The organism is Yersinia sp. 1652 StPb PI, from assembly GCF_041538345.1.
GTDB lineage: Bacteria > Pseudomonadota > Gammaproteobacteria > Enterobacterales > Enterobacteriaceae > Yersinia > Yersinia enterocolitica_E.
The window spans coordinates 44,298-60,738 of the sequence record NZ_JAULSM010000002.1 but is presented as its reverse complement, the minus strand read 5'-3'; the positions used below and the strand labels follow the sequence as shown (position 1 = coordinate 60,738).

Genomic DNA, 16,441 nt, shown 5'->3' with positions numbered 1-16,441 from the left:
GGGAAAGTTTTCCATTAATACTCTAGCCCGCACGATTAGCGACTACTTTTGCAGTAGTGTATGTCCTATTACGTTAATGAGGCGTGCGGCTACTGACCTTCTTCTCTATATTTTAAATAATAAACATTTAAGTTGTTAATGCCATATTTTCTACAGATACTACGACGATAGCCACTGACAGTTTTATAACTGAGTGATAACTTCTTTGAAATCTGAACAGAATTTAAACCTGATATAATACATTGTAATGTTTCATTTTCTCGTTTAGTTAATTTATTTTTAACCAGATTATCTTCATCAAGCGGTATGAAATGACCGTCATAGCGGTTGTGACATATTGTCCCTATTGTTTTTTTGATGTAAGGAATATTACTTTTTCTGTATATGACTGCATGATATATATTAGGGAGGTTAGACAGATCAGAGTAGTTGTCACAAAATAAAATAATCCCTACATTGTGGGCTGACTTTATTTTAATTAATAGATCATGAACTTCACTATGTTTGAATCCAGTAATGTCAAGTAGTATCAGCTTGAGTTTCCCATCCATATTTTTTATCAGTGAGGGAATAGAACGGTAAACCCTTATTACTGAGTCTTCTGACTGTTGGTATAGCACATCATTCAATAGTATTTTGAAAGAGAAAGACATAAGTCCGCACTGGCTGAGGATAAAATAGTTCATATAATAATTCCTTTTATTTTTAACTAATGAATGAAAATAAGAAAAACCACTGCGAAATAGTGATGTATACTGCATGAGTATTTATTTCTTATATCTATTTGATTTTTCATGAAATACATTATGATTATTTACTGATGATACTCGCGGAAAGATAAATATAGCCGTAGTGAACATCATTGCTAAAGGCCAAAAAAGCGCTATGCCTTCCCCCAATAATGCTTCGCTGGAAACAGCGGCTACATAAAGGGAAGGTCAATTAGCCTGCCAGAAAAAGTGATAGCTAAGTTTATTAGAACTTAAGATTTCAGCTATTTGTAGCAGGTCATAATCATCTAATTTTTATTTACTTATATCTAATATAGAAATCTAGGTTAGAAATTATATTTCACACCTAGCATTACAGCGGTATCACTGTAACCTTTGTTGCCGATTTGCTGGGCAACATTACCCCACAGGTTAACTTTTTTATTGATTTGGCCTTCAACACCCACTTTTAATTCACCGATATTGGCGGCTCCATCTTGCTTCACTGTCACGTTATCCATAGTGACACCAAAGTCTTTGGTATTATGGATCCAGTTTGCTTCTACAAATGGCTGAAATACTCGGTCTTTACCTTTATCCTGGCTGCTATAGCCATTCATAAAGGCTTTCACACCCAGACGGGTCTGGATATTGCCATCACCTTCACCAGAGACATTCGTGCCGTTAGCTTCTTTATGGTCGTCAGCTTTCACACCCATCCAGGTCACCTGCGCTTTAGGCTGGATAAAGTAGGTGGCATTTTTAGCGGCATTTTCACCGATTTTGAAGGTATAACCACTCTCAACCGAGGCAGTTATCCCCTTAGACTTATATTCTTCAGTATTCAAATCTTGACCGTCAACGGTGTTGTTGAACCAGCTGTATTGCGCCCAACTGTCGACATATAAGCCGGACTTATCGGCCTCGTTGGCATACCAGGTCCCGTAGATACCGGTGCTGTAACCGTCAGTTGACCCTTTAGCGTTGTAACCGGATACTTGCGAGATGGTGGTGCTTTTGCTGTTACCATACCCAGCCATAACGCCCAGATGGAAACGGTCCATGTCGTTATTGCTCCACTGAGCAATATCTCCGCCTAATTGCAGCACATAACGGTTAGCCTGTGTGCTCAGTTGATCTTGAGAATCACGGAAACGGTTATGCCCACCCTCGTTACGCAACCACATACTGGTTACTTTCTGTTCGCCAGTCAGTGCGTCGATATACTGAGTTTCGCCCAAACGATCATGCAAACGAGTGACAAACATATTATTAGCCGAGGCTAAGTTGGCAGTATAGCCGCCAGCTTCTGGACGCTCAGTCATAGCAGATGGAACTGTAGGGTCTGTTGGAACTGTTGGGTCTGAAGGTGGCGTAGGAATAACAGCATTAGTCAGATACCAGTTATTGGCATTAGCATCAGAACCGCGCATCAATGAATAATCATAAGCACCGGCAACGATACGATCCTTTTGAATAAACTCACCGTCAGATAAGCCATTAACCTGAATCAATTCAATACCGTTTAACGTTGTCGCGCCAGTGCCACCCGCGTTAGTCACGCTGACGAAGGTGTTCCCTGAAGTGTTACCTTCGACGATCATTTTATCCGTTATGGAGTTGTCGTCATTTAATTCAGTATTAAACAATAAGTTACCGTTATTACCAATATAGTCACCATGGACAGTTAATACGTCGCCTGCAATAGGATTGGAGAAATTAATTGTCCCGGCGTTAGTCAGCTCAGCGACGTCAGAACTTGCCATCATATTCCACATGGCGCGACTATCAATATTCACCTGGCCGCCATTACGTGCAAGACCATTCCATTGTGTATTGTTAATGCTGAGATTAGCTTGGCTACCTAAACCTGACTGGATATCACCATTTAAAACCATATCGTTTGCATTAACATTAACGATACCAAAGTTCGCCAGGCTAGCATCGGTATCTGCATTTATTAATATGCCATTGTTAATAACGCTACTGTTATCAAGGACTGCATTGATGGTGCCACCCAGAGCATTAAATGTTTTGCCGTTTTGACTATGTATATTGGCATTCTGTTGATTCATAGTCACAATTGCTTGGGTGTTACTATTCACTGCATCCGCGTTATTACCACTAGTAACTATATTGGTATTAGTCACATTAATAGTGGTCCCACTGTCATTAGCCTGAACAGCATACGCATTATTACCCACCGTACTGATGTTATTGCCCTGACTAATAATAGAACTCGCGGAACTGGCCATCATGGCTACAGCACCATTACTGGCTGTACTGATAGTGCTACCCGTAATATCAGCCTGACCGCCTAAAACTGCCTGGATAGCAGTATTATTAGCGCCGAGGGTTTTAACCGATGCTCCTGGGTTAATAACAATTTTACCACCTGGCCCTCTCGCACTTACTGCGGTTGCCTGATGAGTGATAATTTGCGTATTTCCACTGACAGTTGCTAAAGATGATCCATTACCATTCAGTTCAGAAGAGACTAGCGCAGTACCCGCCCCGAATGTTTCCAGGGTACTGTCGATGATATCAAATTGAGTATTTGCACTATTTGTTGTTTCAACGAAGACCGCAGCGGCAGAGGCTCCACCGGTACTGGCGTATGAGCCGGTCATGCTCCCTCGTGAACCATTTGCTATTTGTAAAGCACTGGCACTTGAGCCGAGATAAGCACCTGTTGTTGTCAATCTAGAGTTATTGATAATTACTGAACTATTATTAGCAGCTATACCCTTGCCACCGGCACCTGTTGCTGAAATGGTACTGTTATTCAATGAAATTTGGCTATTAGAGACCAGTGACAGGCCAGAGGCATTTGCTCCTGAAACTGAGATATTTGCGTCATCCAAGTTAACACTGGCACCCGTTTGCGCATACACGCCGTGTGAGCCAGTCCCTGTAGTGGTTAATATACTTCCGTGTAAAAAATCGACACGTGAGCCTGCCCCAGAAGCATATAAAGTATCAGCGGCATTACCCCCAGTCGTTAATGTGATATCACCGTCAGCAATTAATACACCACCATTTGATACCGTTGCTGCATGCCCAGAAAAATCGTTAATCAAACCAGTATCTACTACTGTCCCATCAGGGGCATTTACAGTTGTACCATTTACTATAATTTGGGAGAACGCAGGCGTTGCTATGGATGTAAAGGCAATAGCGATTAGAGTTTTTTTAAAGGCAGGCATAATTTTATTATATCTCTCATTGTTTTTAAGTGAAAATCTGTTTATTAACAAATAGTTATACTATTAGTATTTTTAATGTAATTAAACCGTTCTCGATAACCATTTTTACTTTCGTAAATATGGAGCGTAGGCTACGCCACAGTGTATTTAATATCCTGTAGCATACTAATGATTGAGTTTTTATATCATGCCGTGATTATAGCTATAATTTATTTTGTTAAATATAGGATATGATACATATCGTTGTAGGAATTTTCTTGATTCGTTTTTTTGTAAAATGACATAGAAAATTTCTTTAGTATTATTTAACTAAATGATTAACATTATCATTTCATATCTACGAGGGTGAAACCTATTTTCGTATCTAATGGGGGGATATGCTGGTGTTGACGTATTTTAACACTTATCCATTTGAGTTTTGTCGGAGAGTGAGCCAAGAACAATACCTGCTACTGAAAATAGACATTGTTGAGCATCAATGCTTAACAATGTCTACTTGTCATTTTAAACGTAAATTATCTTATTAAAAATACAAAAAAAATGAGGATACTATAGATGCGATAAATATAGAGATGCCGATTAGTATATCAGTCATGATATTATTCATAATGAATCCCTGTTAAAATCACTCTAGCCTATTTTAATTTACGAATATATTGTCAACTTAGCGGCATTAGCATCCACACTATGCACCAGCGAGTAATCATAAACACCCTCCACGATCATGCCATTTTGAAAGCTCACTGTTAGAGCCAAAGCCATTAAACTTAATCAGCTCGAAACCATTTAGTGTCTTTTCACCACGATAGCTAAGGTTATTTGACCTATCCGCTGTTATCTAATGGTGCTAACGTGCTATCTCATAGGCTGCACATTAAACAATATCAATTGGAATAATAAAATAAGATGGGTCCTTTCTTGTGTAGGAGTATTCCTATGTTGGCTATTTTATACCCCCTGAACATTATCTACGATTGAATTTTTAGTGAATCTGTTGAGTGTCTTAGGTGTTTAGTCAATAAAGTCAAACTGTTGGATATCGTTCTATAGAGCACTTTAAAGCCATAGAGATAACATTTCTTAAATTGCATTAGCTTAATTCATGTGATTAAGATTGAATGATTATTTTGGTTTGCGCGTCAGAGCTGACATGTTTATTCTGGTTATGTTTCACCAACGATATGACTCATGCGAGATAAAGTATTGGGGAGTGCTGTATTTAAATCAGGAGGCGGGTCTACAGCAATGCCTACACCGTACAAAGATATCAATAGGATAATATTTTATTTAAAAACTTCTCAGAGAGGTTACATTGGAGTTATAGTGTAAAAGACATGTTGCATGTTCATGGGTTAAGTATGACAAGTTCACCATTCAGATAATCACATTTCTGTGACATAATTTAATCACAAATAATTTGCTAAAAAAAATCGAAACATGCCAATGTTTGTGATGATAAAAAATATATATATTTTCAATATAGAAACCTTTTGTAACACTAAGGGATAGAATGAAAAGATTACCTAAAATAAACCAGCTCAGAAATCTAAGGGCGGTTATACAATATGGTAGTATTAGTGCAGCTTCTCAAGCTCTCTTCCAAACACAATCGACTATGACTCGAAGTATTCAAGAGCTTGAAAGAATACTCGGTGTATCTTTGCTTGCAAGAGGAACTAACGGTGTTGTATTAACCGAGTTAGGAAGAGTATTTGAGCCCAGAATGAATTCAGTACTCAATGAATTAGAGCGAGCTATTGATGAATTACGACAAATTGAGCATTCATCACATGGAACAGTAACTTTTGGTTGTTCTCACTTACCTGCTTTTAGTATTGTTTCTGGCGTCATAAAAAAATTTCAAGAGCGTTACAATACTACACGTATTACTGTTTTTGAAGGGCAGTTTTCAGAGGTTATTGATTCTTTACGCCTTAATAGACTTGATTTCTACATTGGTGTTATATCTCCTGATATTGCATTGAACGATTTTGTTGGGGAACATTTATCAACGACTGAATTTTCTGTGATTGCACGAAAAGGACACCCACTTTCTAATTGTACTTCATTGAGTGAGTTACAGAATGCTAAATGGTATCTACCTACAGCAAGCACAGGGTACTATAGTAAACTAGAGGGAATAATTTCCCCCAATAAAAATAACAAAAAAAGTTCTATTATATTTGGCGACTCAACGACTATCGCTGAACAACTCATATTAAATGAGGATTATTTATTTATTGGCCCTAAGTCAATGTTTTTAGTGCCTCAAATTAAAGACCTTATATGTACTATTCCAATCAAAGAGCAGCTTCCTGAAGGGGTCTACAGTTTAATCTATTCAAGAACACAAAAGCTGACACCGGTAGCTGCAACCTTGATGGATGACCTTCGAGCTGCCTATTCTCAGTTGCTCAAAGATCAGGAGAAAAGCATCTAACTGCAGCATAGATAAATTTATCAATGAGGGTCTTTATATAAAAAACCCTCACTTACATCTTTAGAGGGTTTGTTACACCTATATGATTTTATTGAAAAAATAATGATAATGTCTTTTTTGCATCTCAATGAAAAAAAGATAATATTCAGTCAATACTATTTAACTTATCATTAACAACAAAAGATACCCAATGAGTCAACTTCATGAAAGTTAAAAGTACGTAGATTATTATTGCATTGCTAATATAAAAAACAGTCTTAAAACTATATTGTTAATAAGCGATCCACTATGGATTGTATATTTTTTTGTTATGAGATAGGATAGGCTCAGAATTGGAAGAAATTATTTTATTTAGCCATCATGACTTGTTTAGATTTTATCTAAAGCAGTTAGTTGAAAGTTTTTTAATCTCAAATGCGCGAGAGGAAACTATAAAGGTCTCTATTTGTTATGATTTGAATGAATTAGAGAAAAACTTACAAGAATCAGATGGCGTAATTGCTATTATAGATATAGATAACGTTTCAAAATTTGAACAATTTAGATTGTATCATCTTATTAATTTAAGGAAGAATAGAACATTTCTCTTTACTAAGGAAGAAGAGTACTCACATAATTATACTGATTTAATGCTTGGGGTCTCGTCATTTTTACTTAGTAAATCAGCATCTCTGAGTCATATTGAAAAAATTGTTCATGATTTTATATTTAATTATGATTTTTTCATGGAGGGAAGTAATGGGTTGAAAAAGGAAAAGAAGAGTATTTTAACAAGTAGAGAGCAAGAAGTCTGTGGTTTAATATTATCTGGTATGTCAAATTCAGAAATAGCAAAAAAACTATCTATTAGTAATAAAACTGTTTCCATACACAGAAGGAATATTTATGCCAAGTATCAAACAGACAGTTTGATTAAACTTTATTTAAAACTAAAGTAGCCTACAGTTTTATACGTGATAGTTATGATTAACATCAGCGGTGTGGCGGATTTGAATAGTAAGAAATACTAAAATGTCAACACAGTTATAGGAGTGGAAAAATAACGAGTCGCCACTCACCGATCTCATTGTCTCCTGTTTCTATTATTTGCTAAAAAATGAATTTTCCTACAAAAAAATCACAGGGATCCCAATGTGTTTATATTGCTACTTTATACGGAATAGTTAAATTTATTTAGCTGGCAATAGTTAATTATAAAATTTTAAGTTATGCCAGCGTTTATTTAAGTTCCCCTGCATTGATTGACAGATGGAGTAATCATATCAATCAATAGGGCAAAGCGTCGTGTTTACACGTCCCTTATTGTAATCAGAGAGTGAATAATTAAAAACTCATCACTATATTAACCATTGTTGCTGCATGCAGATCTGCTGCTTTGGCTCAAAATGGAGACTTTTATGATCCTAATACTTCTGCATCACAAACTAGGGTAAATGGTGGTTTTATTGCACATGGCTTTCAATGTAACATCTGATAAGCTGAAGCATCTCTTTATCTGGCAGGTTAATCGATACGCTAGTTTCATGGTCGATATTTTCGGGGCATTATTATCCTCTGGAACCTACGCTGGTATTGCAAATAGGGTATCAACTGCTATAAACGCCAGATAATGTTCGCAGTACGTGCTGCTGCGAGGGGGGAGATATTCTACGCTTAATCAATATGCCAATGAAATTGGTAGGAAATGTTAATGTCCACTGGAGGAGTTCAATGTGTCTTTGAGCAAAAATTACTTATATCAGGCTGGAGCTACCCAGGTAAGATGGGCTAGCGAGTTGTTTTCGACCTCTATTTTATTATTTTGTGGACTAATACTCTATTCTGCTAATTTGTGCGCGGCACAATCTCTGCCCCATAACGACTTACTCACTAAACCCGGCGATGTTATTCAAATTAAGCTCAGTGAGTTGCATCCGACCCAAATAACCGTAGGTAAGCTCCAGATTGCAGGTGATTTGGCTGATTATGCTAGCGATTCAAAGCACTTATTCAATGATTTGTGTAAAGTTCAAGGGGCAGGGAAACTGGCTAAATATAGCCTGTCATCAACACCGAAAGATCCCACTTCATATACCTGTAAACAGGCTATAGGAACCAATAAAGCTGATATGAACACGGTTGATATCGGACCAATGGGGAAACTTTACCTGACTGATGGTCATCATGCATTTAACAGCTTCTGGGATGCATCCGGTGGCGGCGGTGATGTGACCTTAAGCGTACTGGTCGGGCAGAATATAAGCCGTGACAACGACGGAACGTTATTTACTCAAGCTCAGTTCGAACAACAGATGACTGAACTTAAACATTTTCTCCCTATTGATGCCGAGGGGAAACCAATTACTTTCTCTCAATTGCCTGCAACTCTGGGCACGAGTGCTTTTCAGGACGATCCATATCGCTCAATACTCTATTATCTACGCGGTATATCTTACGATAAGTCTGATAAAAATCTTAACCCTGAAACGGGTAAGCCCTATAAGGAAATACCTTTCCTCGAGTTTTATTGGGGACAGCTATTACGCAGTAAGATGGATTTAAAACGTTATAATTTGCATAAGCAAGATGACTATATCAAGGCTCTGGAAGACGCAGCAACCCTGATGGTGAATGTACCCAAGCAGCAACTGATAGGGCATTCAGGTCAAACGGCAAGAGCTTTAGGCCAGATGAACAGCATTGATGAAAAGCGTTTAGATAAACTGGCGAAAGCGGATTCTAAATTAGCGAAGGCACTTAATTATCAGTCAACTCACTGAGTTATAAAGATAAGATCTTTGTTGAATAAATCGAACTTTTAGCCCTAATCAGATTTGGATCACCACATTTCTGATGATATTGCAGTATCTCGTGGCAAAACAAAGGTTCGAAATCACCCATTGGACAGCCTACAACAAGGCGCTCATCAGTCGCGGCTTGCTAACATTCTGGCTGGATGAGTCGGTCATCTAGACTTGGTGTCGATAGGAACAGGTGAGTTCGGTTGATATGGGGATGAGAATAATAGAAATAACGGAAAGATTTCAGCTGGCCCTGCCGGGCAGGGCCAAACCGTTTAGCACGAGATCAACTTAAATCGACATCCTTATGCCCGAAAAGCCACGTCAGGATAAACCCGGAAATATACGAAATAACCAGACCAGCCACATACACCAGCATCCCGGCGAAAATACCTTGGGCTGATGTCATCAGAGGAATAGATACCAAGCCAGATGGGCCAAACACGGTATTCAGGCCCACCGGTAACCCCAACCAGGCAACAAGGCCAATAAAGAAGCCACCGACAGCACCGCCTAAACATGCGGTAATAAAAGGCTTCAGGCGTGGTAACGTTACGCCATAAATAAGCGGCTCACCGATCCCCAGTAGCCCAGGGAAAATAGCCCCTTTAATCTGTGTTCGCAGGACTGAACCTTTTGGCGAACGAGCATAAAGTGCCAGTGCCGCACCCACCTGACCGGCACCCGCCATGGCCAGAATAGGGAATAATGAGTTAAATCCTTGTGCATCCATTAAGGCGAAATAGACCGGAACAAACCCTTGGTGGATACCAAACACCACTGCAATCAGGAATAACCCTGCCAGAATGGCAGTACCAAACGGGTTACCATTCAAATGCATAAACAGCCATGACATCCCCTTAAACAGTTCGCCACCCACTGGCATGATAACAACGAAAGTGATTGCTCCTGTAGCGAGTAAAGTTATCGCCGATGTCAGGATCATATCCAGATTATCAGGGATAAAACGGCGCACCTGTCGCTCAATCCATGCGCCCAAGATACAGGCCAACAGAACCCCAATGATATTGCCGCGCGGGTCAATTGCCAGACCAAAGAAGTTTTCCATGCCACCGTAGTAGCCGACGGTACCTTCCGGCACATAACGTAAAATAAATAGCGAAGCGATAATTGCGCCGTTAACCCCCGTCCCACCAAAGGCTTGCTGTGTATTAAAGCCAATCAGAATGCTAAGGAAAGTGAACAAGCCGATGCTAAATACTTTCATGTATGCAATCAGTGCCGCCAGCCACGGAGACTGAATAACGCCGTCCACTGCCAGTGTCTGCTGGAGCAATGTTGCTATCCCCAATAGTAATCCTGCGGCAATGAACCCTGGAATGAGCGGGGTAAAAATGGTGGCGAATTTGGTCAGAAAACTATGAACAGCGCTTTTTTGTTTCGCTTTCATTTGCTGTTTTGTCTGGCTGGCCAGCACCTGCAAATCAACATCCTGAGCACTTTCATGTCCCTGCTGCGGTTCAGAACCCAGGAGCTTGTTCATCATCTCGCTGGCGGTCTGGGCTTTGCCCGGCCCGAGAATGATTTGCAGTTGATCATCGCTGTTCACCACCCCCATCACCCCAGGGATTTTTTTCAGGTCGTCATGTTGTATCAGTTGACGGTCTTTTAAGGTGAGGCGGAGCCTTGTCATGCAGTTTCCGCAGACAATGATATTTTTACTCCCGCCGGTGAAGAGTAAAATTTGGTCTATCGTAGTGCCGGTTATTTTCGCCATGGTTATACTTTAATCTCCTGTAGCGCTTTACGGATAAATCCCTTATTTTTGTTAAGGATAGCGCTAGTTTCCTCAGCAGACATACCCCTTAGGATCATCATAATGGCTGTTTTACAGTGTCGGTTGCACTCATTGAGTGCCTGTTCCGCCTTTTCGGAGGAACACTCCGTCGCCTGAACAACAATATCGACCTGACGTTGCACCAGTTTGGCGTTTGTCGCCTCAACATCCACCATCAGATTGCTATAAACCTTGCCGCTACGGATCATGGCGCCGGCTGTCAGCATATTCAGAATTAATTTCTGCGCGGTCCCTGCCTTCATCCGTGATGATCCGGTGACAACTTCCGAGCCGACCAGCGGTTCAATGGCGATATCTGCCGCTTTACTCATTTCACTATTTTGATTACAGGAAATTGCCACTACGCTAGCGCCAACATGGCGTGCATAGGCCATAGCCCCCAATACATAAGGTGTGCGGCTATCTTTTGCATTTTCAACTGCCTGTAAAATAGCAGTATTACCGCCAGCGATCAGCCCTACGACCATTTCTCGCAGCGTACCATAAGTTGGCGGGCATTCGCTCGCATCCAACATCACCAAGCGACCAGAAGTGCCTGCCCCACAGTAAATTAATCTGCCACCTGGCGCGAAAGCAGTACCTCTTTTTTTGTTTTTATTATTTTGGATGGGTTGGTTAACCCCCGAGCTGCTCTTCAAAAAACGAATACACGGCTATTCTGGTAATAGCTCATCCACGATATAAGGACATTGCTTATGAAGAGAGGTTTCTCCGCCGCACAAATCATCAATATGTCGCAAGATCTCTAAAATTGAATAGTTCGTTTGTGTGGGATGCTTACAGGGGGAAATCTATTGAAATCGTGTCAGTAATGGGTAGGGAGTAGGAGCGGAAATAGAGCAGAATCCAGATACGAAAAAGCCCCGCTTTGCAGCGAGGCCTTATAAATAGTGGTGCCCGGACTCGGAATCGAACCAAGGACACGGGGATTTTCAATCCCTGTGTTGAAGCATATAAAATTAGGTAATTAAATTGTAATTGCTCACCTGAATAACTAATTCAGGTGTTTAAATGTATATAATTCCAGTTATTTCTACCAAAGGTGGTGAGGGTAAATCTACCCAAGCTGCCAATCTTGCCGGTTTTCTTGCTGACGCCGGTCTCAAAACCCTCCTTATTGATGGAGATTATGCTCAGCCTACGGCAAGTAACATTTTTGCATTAATCTATGAAGCACCCTGTGGTCTGTTTGAGTTGCTGATGCAAACAGCCGATCTCAGTGATCCTTCTCACATCATTTCTAATAGTGTGATCACTAATCTGGATGTGATCGTCTCGAATGATCCGAATGCACAATTACCGACGGCAATGCTCCATGCGCCAGATGGTCGGCTACGTTTACGTAATGTACTGCAACATTCTCTTTTCCAACAATATGATGCAATTATCATCGACGCCCAAGGCGCTCGATCCATTATGTTGGAGCTTATCATTCTTGCTGCTACCAATACGGCTGTGGGGGTGGTAAAGCCGATCTTGCCAGATGTCAGGGAGTTCATTCGCGGCACCATCAACATGATGGAGAACCTTCTTCCTTTCGGTGCTCTGGGCGTAAAACTGCCTGAAATTCGTATTCTTATCAACTGCATGAAATACACCCGATTGGCACGCGAAACTTACCAACAGCTTGAGGGAATTATCAATAATGGGCGTTACAGTGCCCACAGTGAGAAAATACAGGTTTCCCTGTTAAACACCTTAATCTATGACCTTGAAATTTATGCAGAAGGCCATGCTATTGGGCAGCCCGCTCATCGACTTGAAAAAATAACCGGGCGCGTCAGTGACTCTGCTTTCGTAACCATGCATAACCTCGCCAGTGAGCTTTTTCCTGAATGGAAAGAGAGTTTTGACCAGTTGATGTCTTCTATTCCGGAGGCTAATCATGGTTGAATCAAAAATCGATCTTCTGTGTGGGCTGGTTTCTGTTGATGCAGAACAGGCTGTGCTGGGAGGACTGATGCTGGACAACGATCGCTGGGATGATATTGCCCTTATTCTCAAGATGGAAGATTTTTTTGGCAAAGCTCATCAAATCTACTTTCGTGAGATGCAGCGTCTTATCGACGCTGGAAAACCCATTGATTTACTGACGCTAACGAATGCTTTTGAGCATCAGGGGCAACTGGAACTTGTTGGCGGTTTTGCCTATGCCGCCGAGCTCAGTAAGAACACGCCCAGTGCTGCCAATATTGTCGCTTACAGTGAAATTGTGGCGCGATTCAGCCGGGCACGTCAGCTTGCAAGTTTAGGTCACGACATCACCAATGAAATAACCGCACCGCGTGCGGATATTGCTGCAATCATGGAAAAAGCCGAAAAGCGGATCATCGCCATTGCCGAGCAATCCGAACCTGAAAAAGCAGTATCGCTAATAAATGGTATGGAAAGTATGCTTACTCAGCTTGAGCTTCGAACTAAGTCGGGTGACGGTATCACAGGCACCCCCACAGGATTTATTGATCTGGATGCCAGTACCTGCGGTTTTCAGGATGGCGATTTGATCTTGCTGGCTGGCCGGCCATCGATGGGTAAAACAGCATTGGCTATGTCGATGGTTACTGGCGTACTTCAGGGGCGTGAGAACAGCGTGGTGCAGGTGTATAGCCTTGAGCAGCCGACCGAACAGTTACTGATGCGCATGGTTTCTGCCCTGGGCAGTATTGAGCTTCAGCGTCTTAAAAGTGGTTTGCTGGACGATGAAGACTGGGCGCGTATTAGTCATGCTGCCAACATTATGCTCGGAGAATGGCGGGATCGGCTGGTCATTGATGATAGCAGTGACCTGACACCCGCTATGCTGCGGATCCGCGCTCGGCGTAATGCGCGTAAAAATGGCAAGCCCGCGCTGATCATGCTGGATTACCTACAGTTGATGCGTTGCCCCGAGCAAGAGAACCGTACCCAGGAAATTGCTGAGATATCACGTGCGCTCAAAGCATTAGCAAAAGAAATGAAATGCCCGGTACTGGCGCTCTCGCAACTTAACCGCTCTTTAGAACAACGAGTAGATAAACGCCCAAATAACGGAGATCTTCGGGACTCTGGTGCATTGGAGCAGGATGCTGATGTCATCATGTTTGTTTATCGTGATGAGGTTTATAACGCGAACACCGAAAACAAGGGGATCGCCGAGATCATTATTGGCAAGCAGCGGCAGGGGCCGATAGGTACGGTCAGAATCAAGTTTGACAGCCGTTATACCCGTTTCGACGATATTAAGGCTCAAACGGGACTTGGGGGCATTGACTGATGAGCAAAACTGATAACTTAAATCTGTCAGATGCCATGCTGCAACGTGGAAAATCACCGGCGCAGTCCCATTCATCCGGACAGTTGACGGTATTACCGGTTAGTGAGATGGCGATGGTATTGACGCTGGATCAACTGCGCCCCAATCCAGATAATCCGCGAACCACACGTAATCCCAAATTTGAGGATATCAAAGCATCAATCCGCACCCGAGGGTTGGATTCTATCCCAAAGGTGACACGCGTTCCTGACGGCGAGGACGTCTATATCTTCAGCGATGGCGGCAACACTCGATACCAAGTTTTATGTGAATTGTGGCAGGAAACCGAGGACGAACGTTTTTATCGAATTCACACCATTTTCAAACCCTGGCCGGGGCGGTTGCAGTGTGTTATTGGCCATCTGACTGAAAACGAAATACGTGGTGACCTGACATATATTGAGAAATCTTTTGGTATCCACAAGGCGCGCACTATCTGGGAAGAAGAGCTGGGAAGGGGGGTGACACTGCGCGAGCTTTCACAGTTGCTTAACCAGCAGGGATACCCGATTCACAGTTCAACCATCAGTCGTATGGAAGATACCTTAAAGCATCTTTATCCGGTTTTACCCGTGTTACTGGATAGTGGTTTGCCTCGTATTCAAGTCCTTCCTCTGCTTGCCTTGCGTTCAACAGCCGAAAAAACATGGAAAATCTTCTCTTCCGATGTTGTACCGAAGAAGGATTTTTACGATGTGTTTTCTGATACTTGCTGTGCTTTCAATCATCCCGATACCTATTCGCTGGAAATGCTTCGTGATGAACTGATTGGCGAATTACTCAAAGCACTGCCGCATCCCGCGTTGAACTATGACCGCTGGCTGATTGAACTCGATCCTAAGGAGCAGCAGCGCCGCGAAATTTACGGTAATCCAGCGGCACCTTCGCCGATAGCTGCGCCAACCCCAGATAGCGCTTCGACAAAAGCCTCAGAAATGCCTGTCACTCATATTCCACCACAGCGAAATGAGACTCTCTCTCTGACTGGGTTGCGCTCAGGCACATTGACCGGTCCTTCCACTAAACTTGGGCCTGATAAGGACGCTGATTCATCTGCGCCACCTATACCGCTATTCTCCGCCATCGGTGAATCAGTCGATGATGGCGGGGTCCCTGTCTCGTCGATTGCTTTTGCGGTAACAGGTTTGGAACCGGTCAATGATATCTGGTATATCCCCGCGCTACAGGATGATATTGAACATTTGCAGGATATGGCTTACCGATTGGCTTTTGAACTGTCTGAGGCTATGGGCTGTGCCGATAATATTATTGAATATAAACAACGTGATTCGGCTGGTTATAGCACTCCTGCAGATAATACCAATCGATTCGTGACTTTCCTACTGGGACTAACCGAGCATTCAGGCCAAGAGAGCATAAGCCTGTCCATTTTTTGCCAAACCTTTGTAGGTTCAGCCGACCAATCCCATCCTCCGATACTTGACGATATCCATTTGGTTAAAATCATGCGTCTTATGCGCGTATTACATCGCTTGCGTCAGTTGCAGCGTGAGGCAGATGTAGCAAACAGCGGAGGTTTACTGTGAACCAGGGCTTATCGCAGGCAACAAATGCCATATTGAATCATCTGCTGATGGAAGTGAAATCTGGCAACATTCGCCGTTGTGAGTCGCTTGGGATGACGATTGAAGAGATACGCCAGCTCAGCCAACTGACCCTTGATGACCTGCATTACCTGATGCAGAGCAGCGTGTCGGTACTGAATCTCAGTATTAACCACGATAATTTCTGGATTATTGTGCAGCAAGCGCGTACCGAACAAAAGCGTATGCAGCGTATCGATCTCGCTTTGGCGTTGGGGGGATCTATCGAACTTATGCAAACCTATTTCGGTTTGACCGCCGCAGAAGTGAGCGCTCGCCGTCGGCTCAACGGTATTGAGACCCGACAGGGCAGAACTCAAGCGCTAAATGAAGAGGACGATGTGGGTATCTGGCAGCAGTGGAAGGCTGCAAACCTGACAACGGCAGACTCCCATGATGCGCTGGATGTCATGATGCAGGCTGCTGAAAAGCATCAGGTATCACTTACTGCGGTCTGGAGTCGGGTGAACAACTGGTGCCGTGAGGCTAGCCGTGAAAATAGAAAATAGTTTTCTCGGCAAGTTGCACTTGAAGAACATCGTATATAAGTGTTTCCAGAACCGGTGCATATTCCCCCCGTGGTGTGATCA

The 16,441-nt window shown here is 42.3% G+C and carries 10 protein-coding genes and 1 pseudogene; 7 read left to right on the top strand and 4 right to left on the bottom strand.

Translation table 11 applies throughout. The features are described from left to right. Positions 1–89 precede the first annotated feature (89 nt). The gene (locus tag Q2T71_RS16875; RefSeq protein WP_372559954.1) at positions 90–686 is read right to left on the bottom strand and encodes a response regulator transcription factor; all 597 of its coding nucleotides are present in this window, start codon (positions 684–686) and stop codon (positions 90–92) included. Positions 687–1,057: 371 nt separating this feature from the next. Further along, entirely contained in the window at positions 1,058–3,790 is a 2,733-nt protein-coding gene (locus tag Q2T71_RS16870; protein ID WP_372559953.1) for an autotransporter outer membrane beta-barrel domain-containing protein, read from the bottom strand. A 1,636-nt stretch (positions 3,791–5,426) separates the two neighbouring features. On the opposite strand from Q2T71_RS16870, the gene Q2T71_RS16865 reads away from it, so the two are divergent. The 3 genes from Q2T71_RS16865 (at position 5,427) to Q2T71_RS16855 (ending at position 9,115) form a co-directional block, all read left to right on the top strand. Continuing rightward, a complete protein-coding gene (locus Q2T71_RS16865) occupies positions 5,427–6,356 on the top strand; it encodes a LysR substrate-binding domain-containing protein (protein WP_372559952.1) in 930 nt (309 codons plus the stop codon). Between the two features lie 332 nt (positions 6,357–6,688). Further along, complete coding sequence (locus Q2T71_RS16860) at positions 6,689–7,294, top strand: response regulator transcription factor (RefSeq protein ID WP_372559951.1); 606 nt, start codon at positions 6,689–6,691, stop codon at positions 7,292–7,294. A gap of 774 nt (positions 7,295–8,068) precedes the next feature. Beyond that, positions 8,069–9,115 carry a ParB-like protein gene (locus Q2T71_RS16855; RefSeq protein ID WP_372559950.1) on the top strand — a complete coding sequence of 349 codons (1,047 nt, stop codon included), beginning with the start codon at positions 8,069–8,071 and terminating at the stop codon, positions 9,113–9,115. Between the two features lie 307 nt (positions 9,116–9,422). Here the strand turns inward: Q2T71_RS16855 and murP are convergent, their stop codons facing one another. Both murP and Q2T71_RS16845 read right to left on the bottom strand, forming a co-directional pair. After that, positions 9,423–10,874, bottom strand: coding sequence for a PTS N-acetylmuramic acid transporter subunit IIBC (murP, locus tag Q2T71_RS16850; RefSeq protein ID WP_372559949.1), 1,452 nt, complete (start codon positions 10,872–10,874; stop codon positions 9,423–9,425). A gap of 2 nt (positions 10,875–10,876) precedes the next feature. Continuing rightward, a pseudogene (locus Q2T71_RS16845) lies at positions 10,877–11,530 on the bottom strand (N-acetylmuramic acid 6-phosphate etherase); the annotation flags it as partial. Between the two features lie 436 nt (positions 11,531–11,966). Between Q2T71_RS16845 and Q2T71_RS16840 the strand changes: the two are divergent. Genes Q2T71_RS16840 through Q2T71_RS16825 form a run of 4 tightly spaced genes read left to right on the top strand, consistent with a single transcriptional unit; the run spans position 11,967 to position 16,360 of the window. Beyond that, the gene (locus Q2T71_RS16840) at positions 11,967–12,848 is read left to right on the top strand and encodes a ParA family protein (protein ID WP_145512669.1); all 882 of its coding nucleotides are present in this window, start codon (positions 11,967–11,969) and stop codon (positions 12,846–12,848) included. Beyond that, positions 12,841–14,208, top strand: coding sequence for an SPI-7-type island replicative DNA helicase (gene dnaB-PI, locus Q2T71_RS16835; protein ID WP_145512670.1), 1,368 nt, complete (start codon positions 12,841–12,843; stop codon positions 14,206–14,208). Before Q2T71_RS16840 ends, dnaB-PI begins: the two co-directional genes overlap by 8 nt. Beyond that, positions 14,208–15,794, top strand: coding sequence for a ParB family protein (locus Q2T71_RS16830; RefSeq protein WP_145512671.1), 1,587 nt, complete (start codon positions 14,208–14,210; stop codon positions 15,792–15,794). The genes dnaB-PI and Q2T71_RS16830 overlap by 1 nt, the downstream gene beginning before the upstream one ends. After that, the gene (locus Q2T71_RS16825; protein ID WP_145512672.1) at positions 15,791–16,360 is read left to right on the top strand and encodes a DUF2857 domain-containing protein; all 570 of its coding nucleotides are present in this window, start codon (positions 15,791–15,793) and stop codon (positions 16,358–16,360) included. Before Q2T71_RS16830 ends, Q2T71_RS16825 begins: the two co-directional genes overlap by 4 nt. The last annotated feature ends 81 nt before the right edge of the window (positions 16,361–16,441 follow it).

Bases quoted from the DNA above. Each gene is read 5' to 3' on its own strand.
- Q2T71_RS16875 (WP_372559954.1), bottom strand. From the start codon at position 686: ATGAACTATTTTATCCTCAGCCAGTGCGGACTTATGTCTTTCTCTTTC.
- Q2T71_RS16865 (WP_372559952.1), top strand. From the start codon at position 5,427: ATGAAAAGATTACCTAAAATAAACCAGCTCAGAAATCTAAGGGCGGTT.
- murP (WP_372559949.1), bottom strand. From the start codon at position 10,874: ATGGCGAAAATAACCGGCACTACGATAGACCAAATTTTACTCTTCACC.
- Q2T71_RS16840 (WP_145512669.1), top strand. From the start codon at position 11,967: ATGTATATAATTCCAGTTATTTCTACCAAAGGTGGTGAGGGTAAATCT.
- dnaB-PI (WP_145512670.1), top strand. From the start codon at position 12,841: ATGGTTGAATCAAAAATCGATCTTCTGTGTGGGCTGGTTTCTGTTGAT.
- Q2T71_RS16830 (WP_145512671.1), top strand. From the start codon at position 14,208: ATGAGCAAAACTGATAACTTAAATCTGTCAGATGCCATGCTGCAACGT.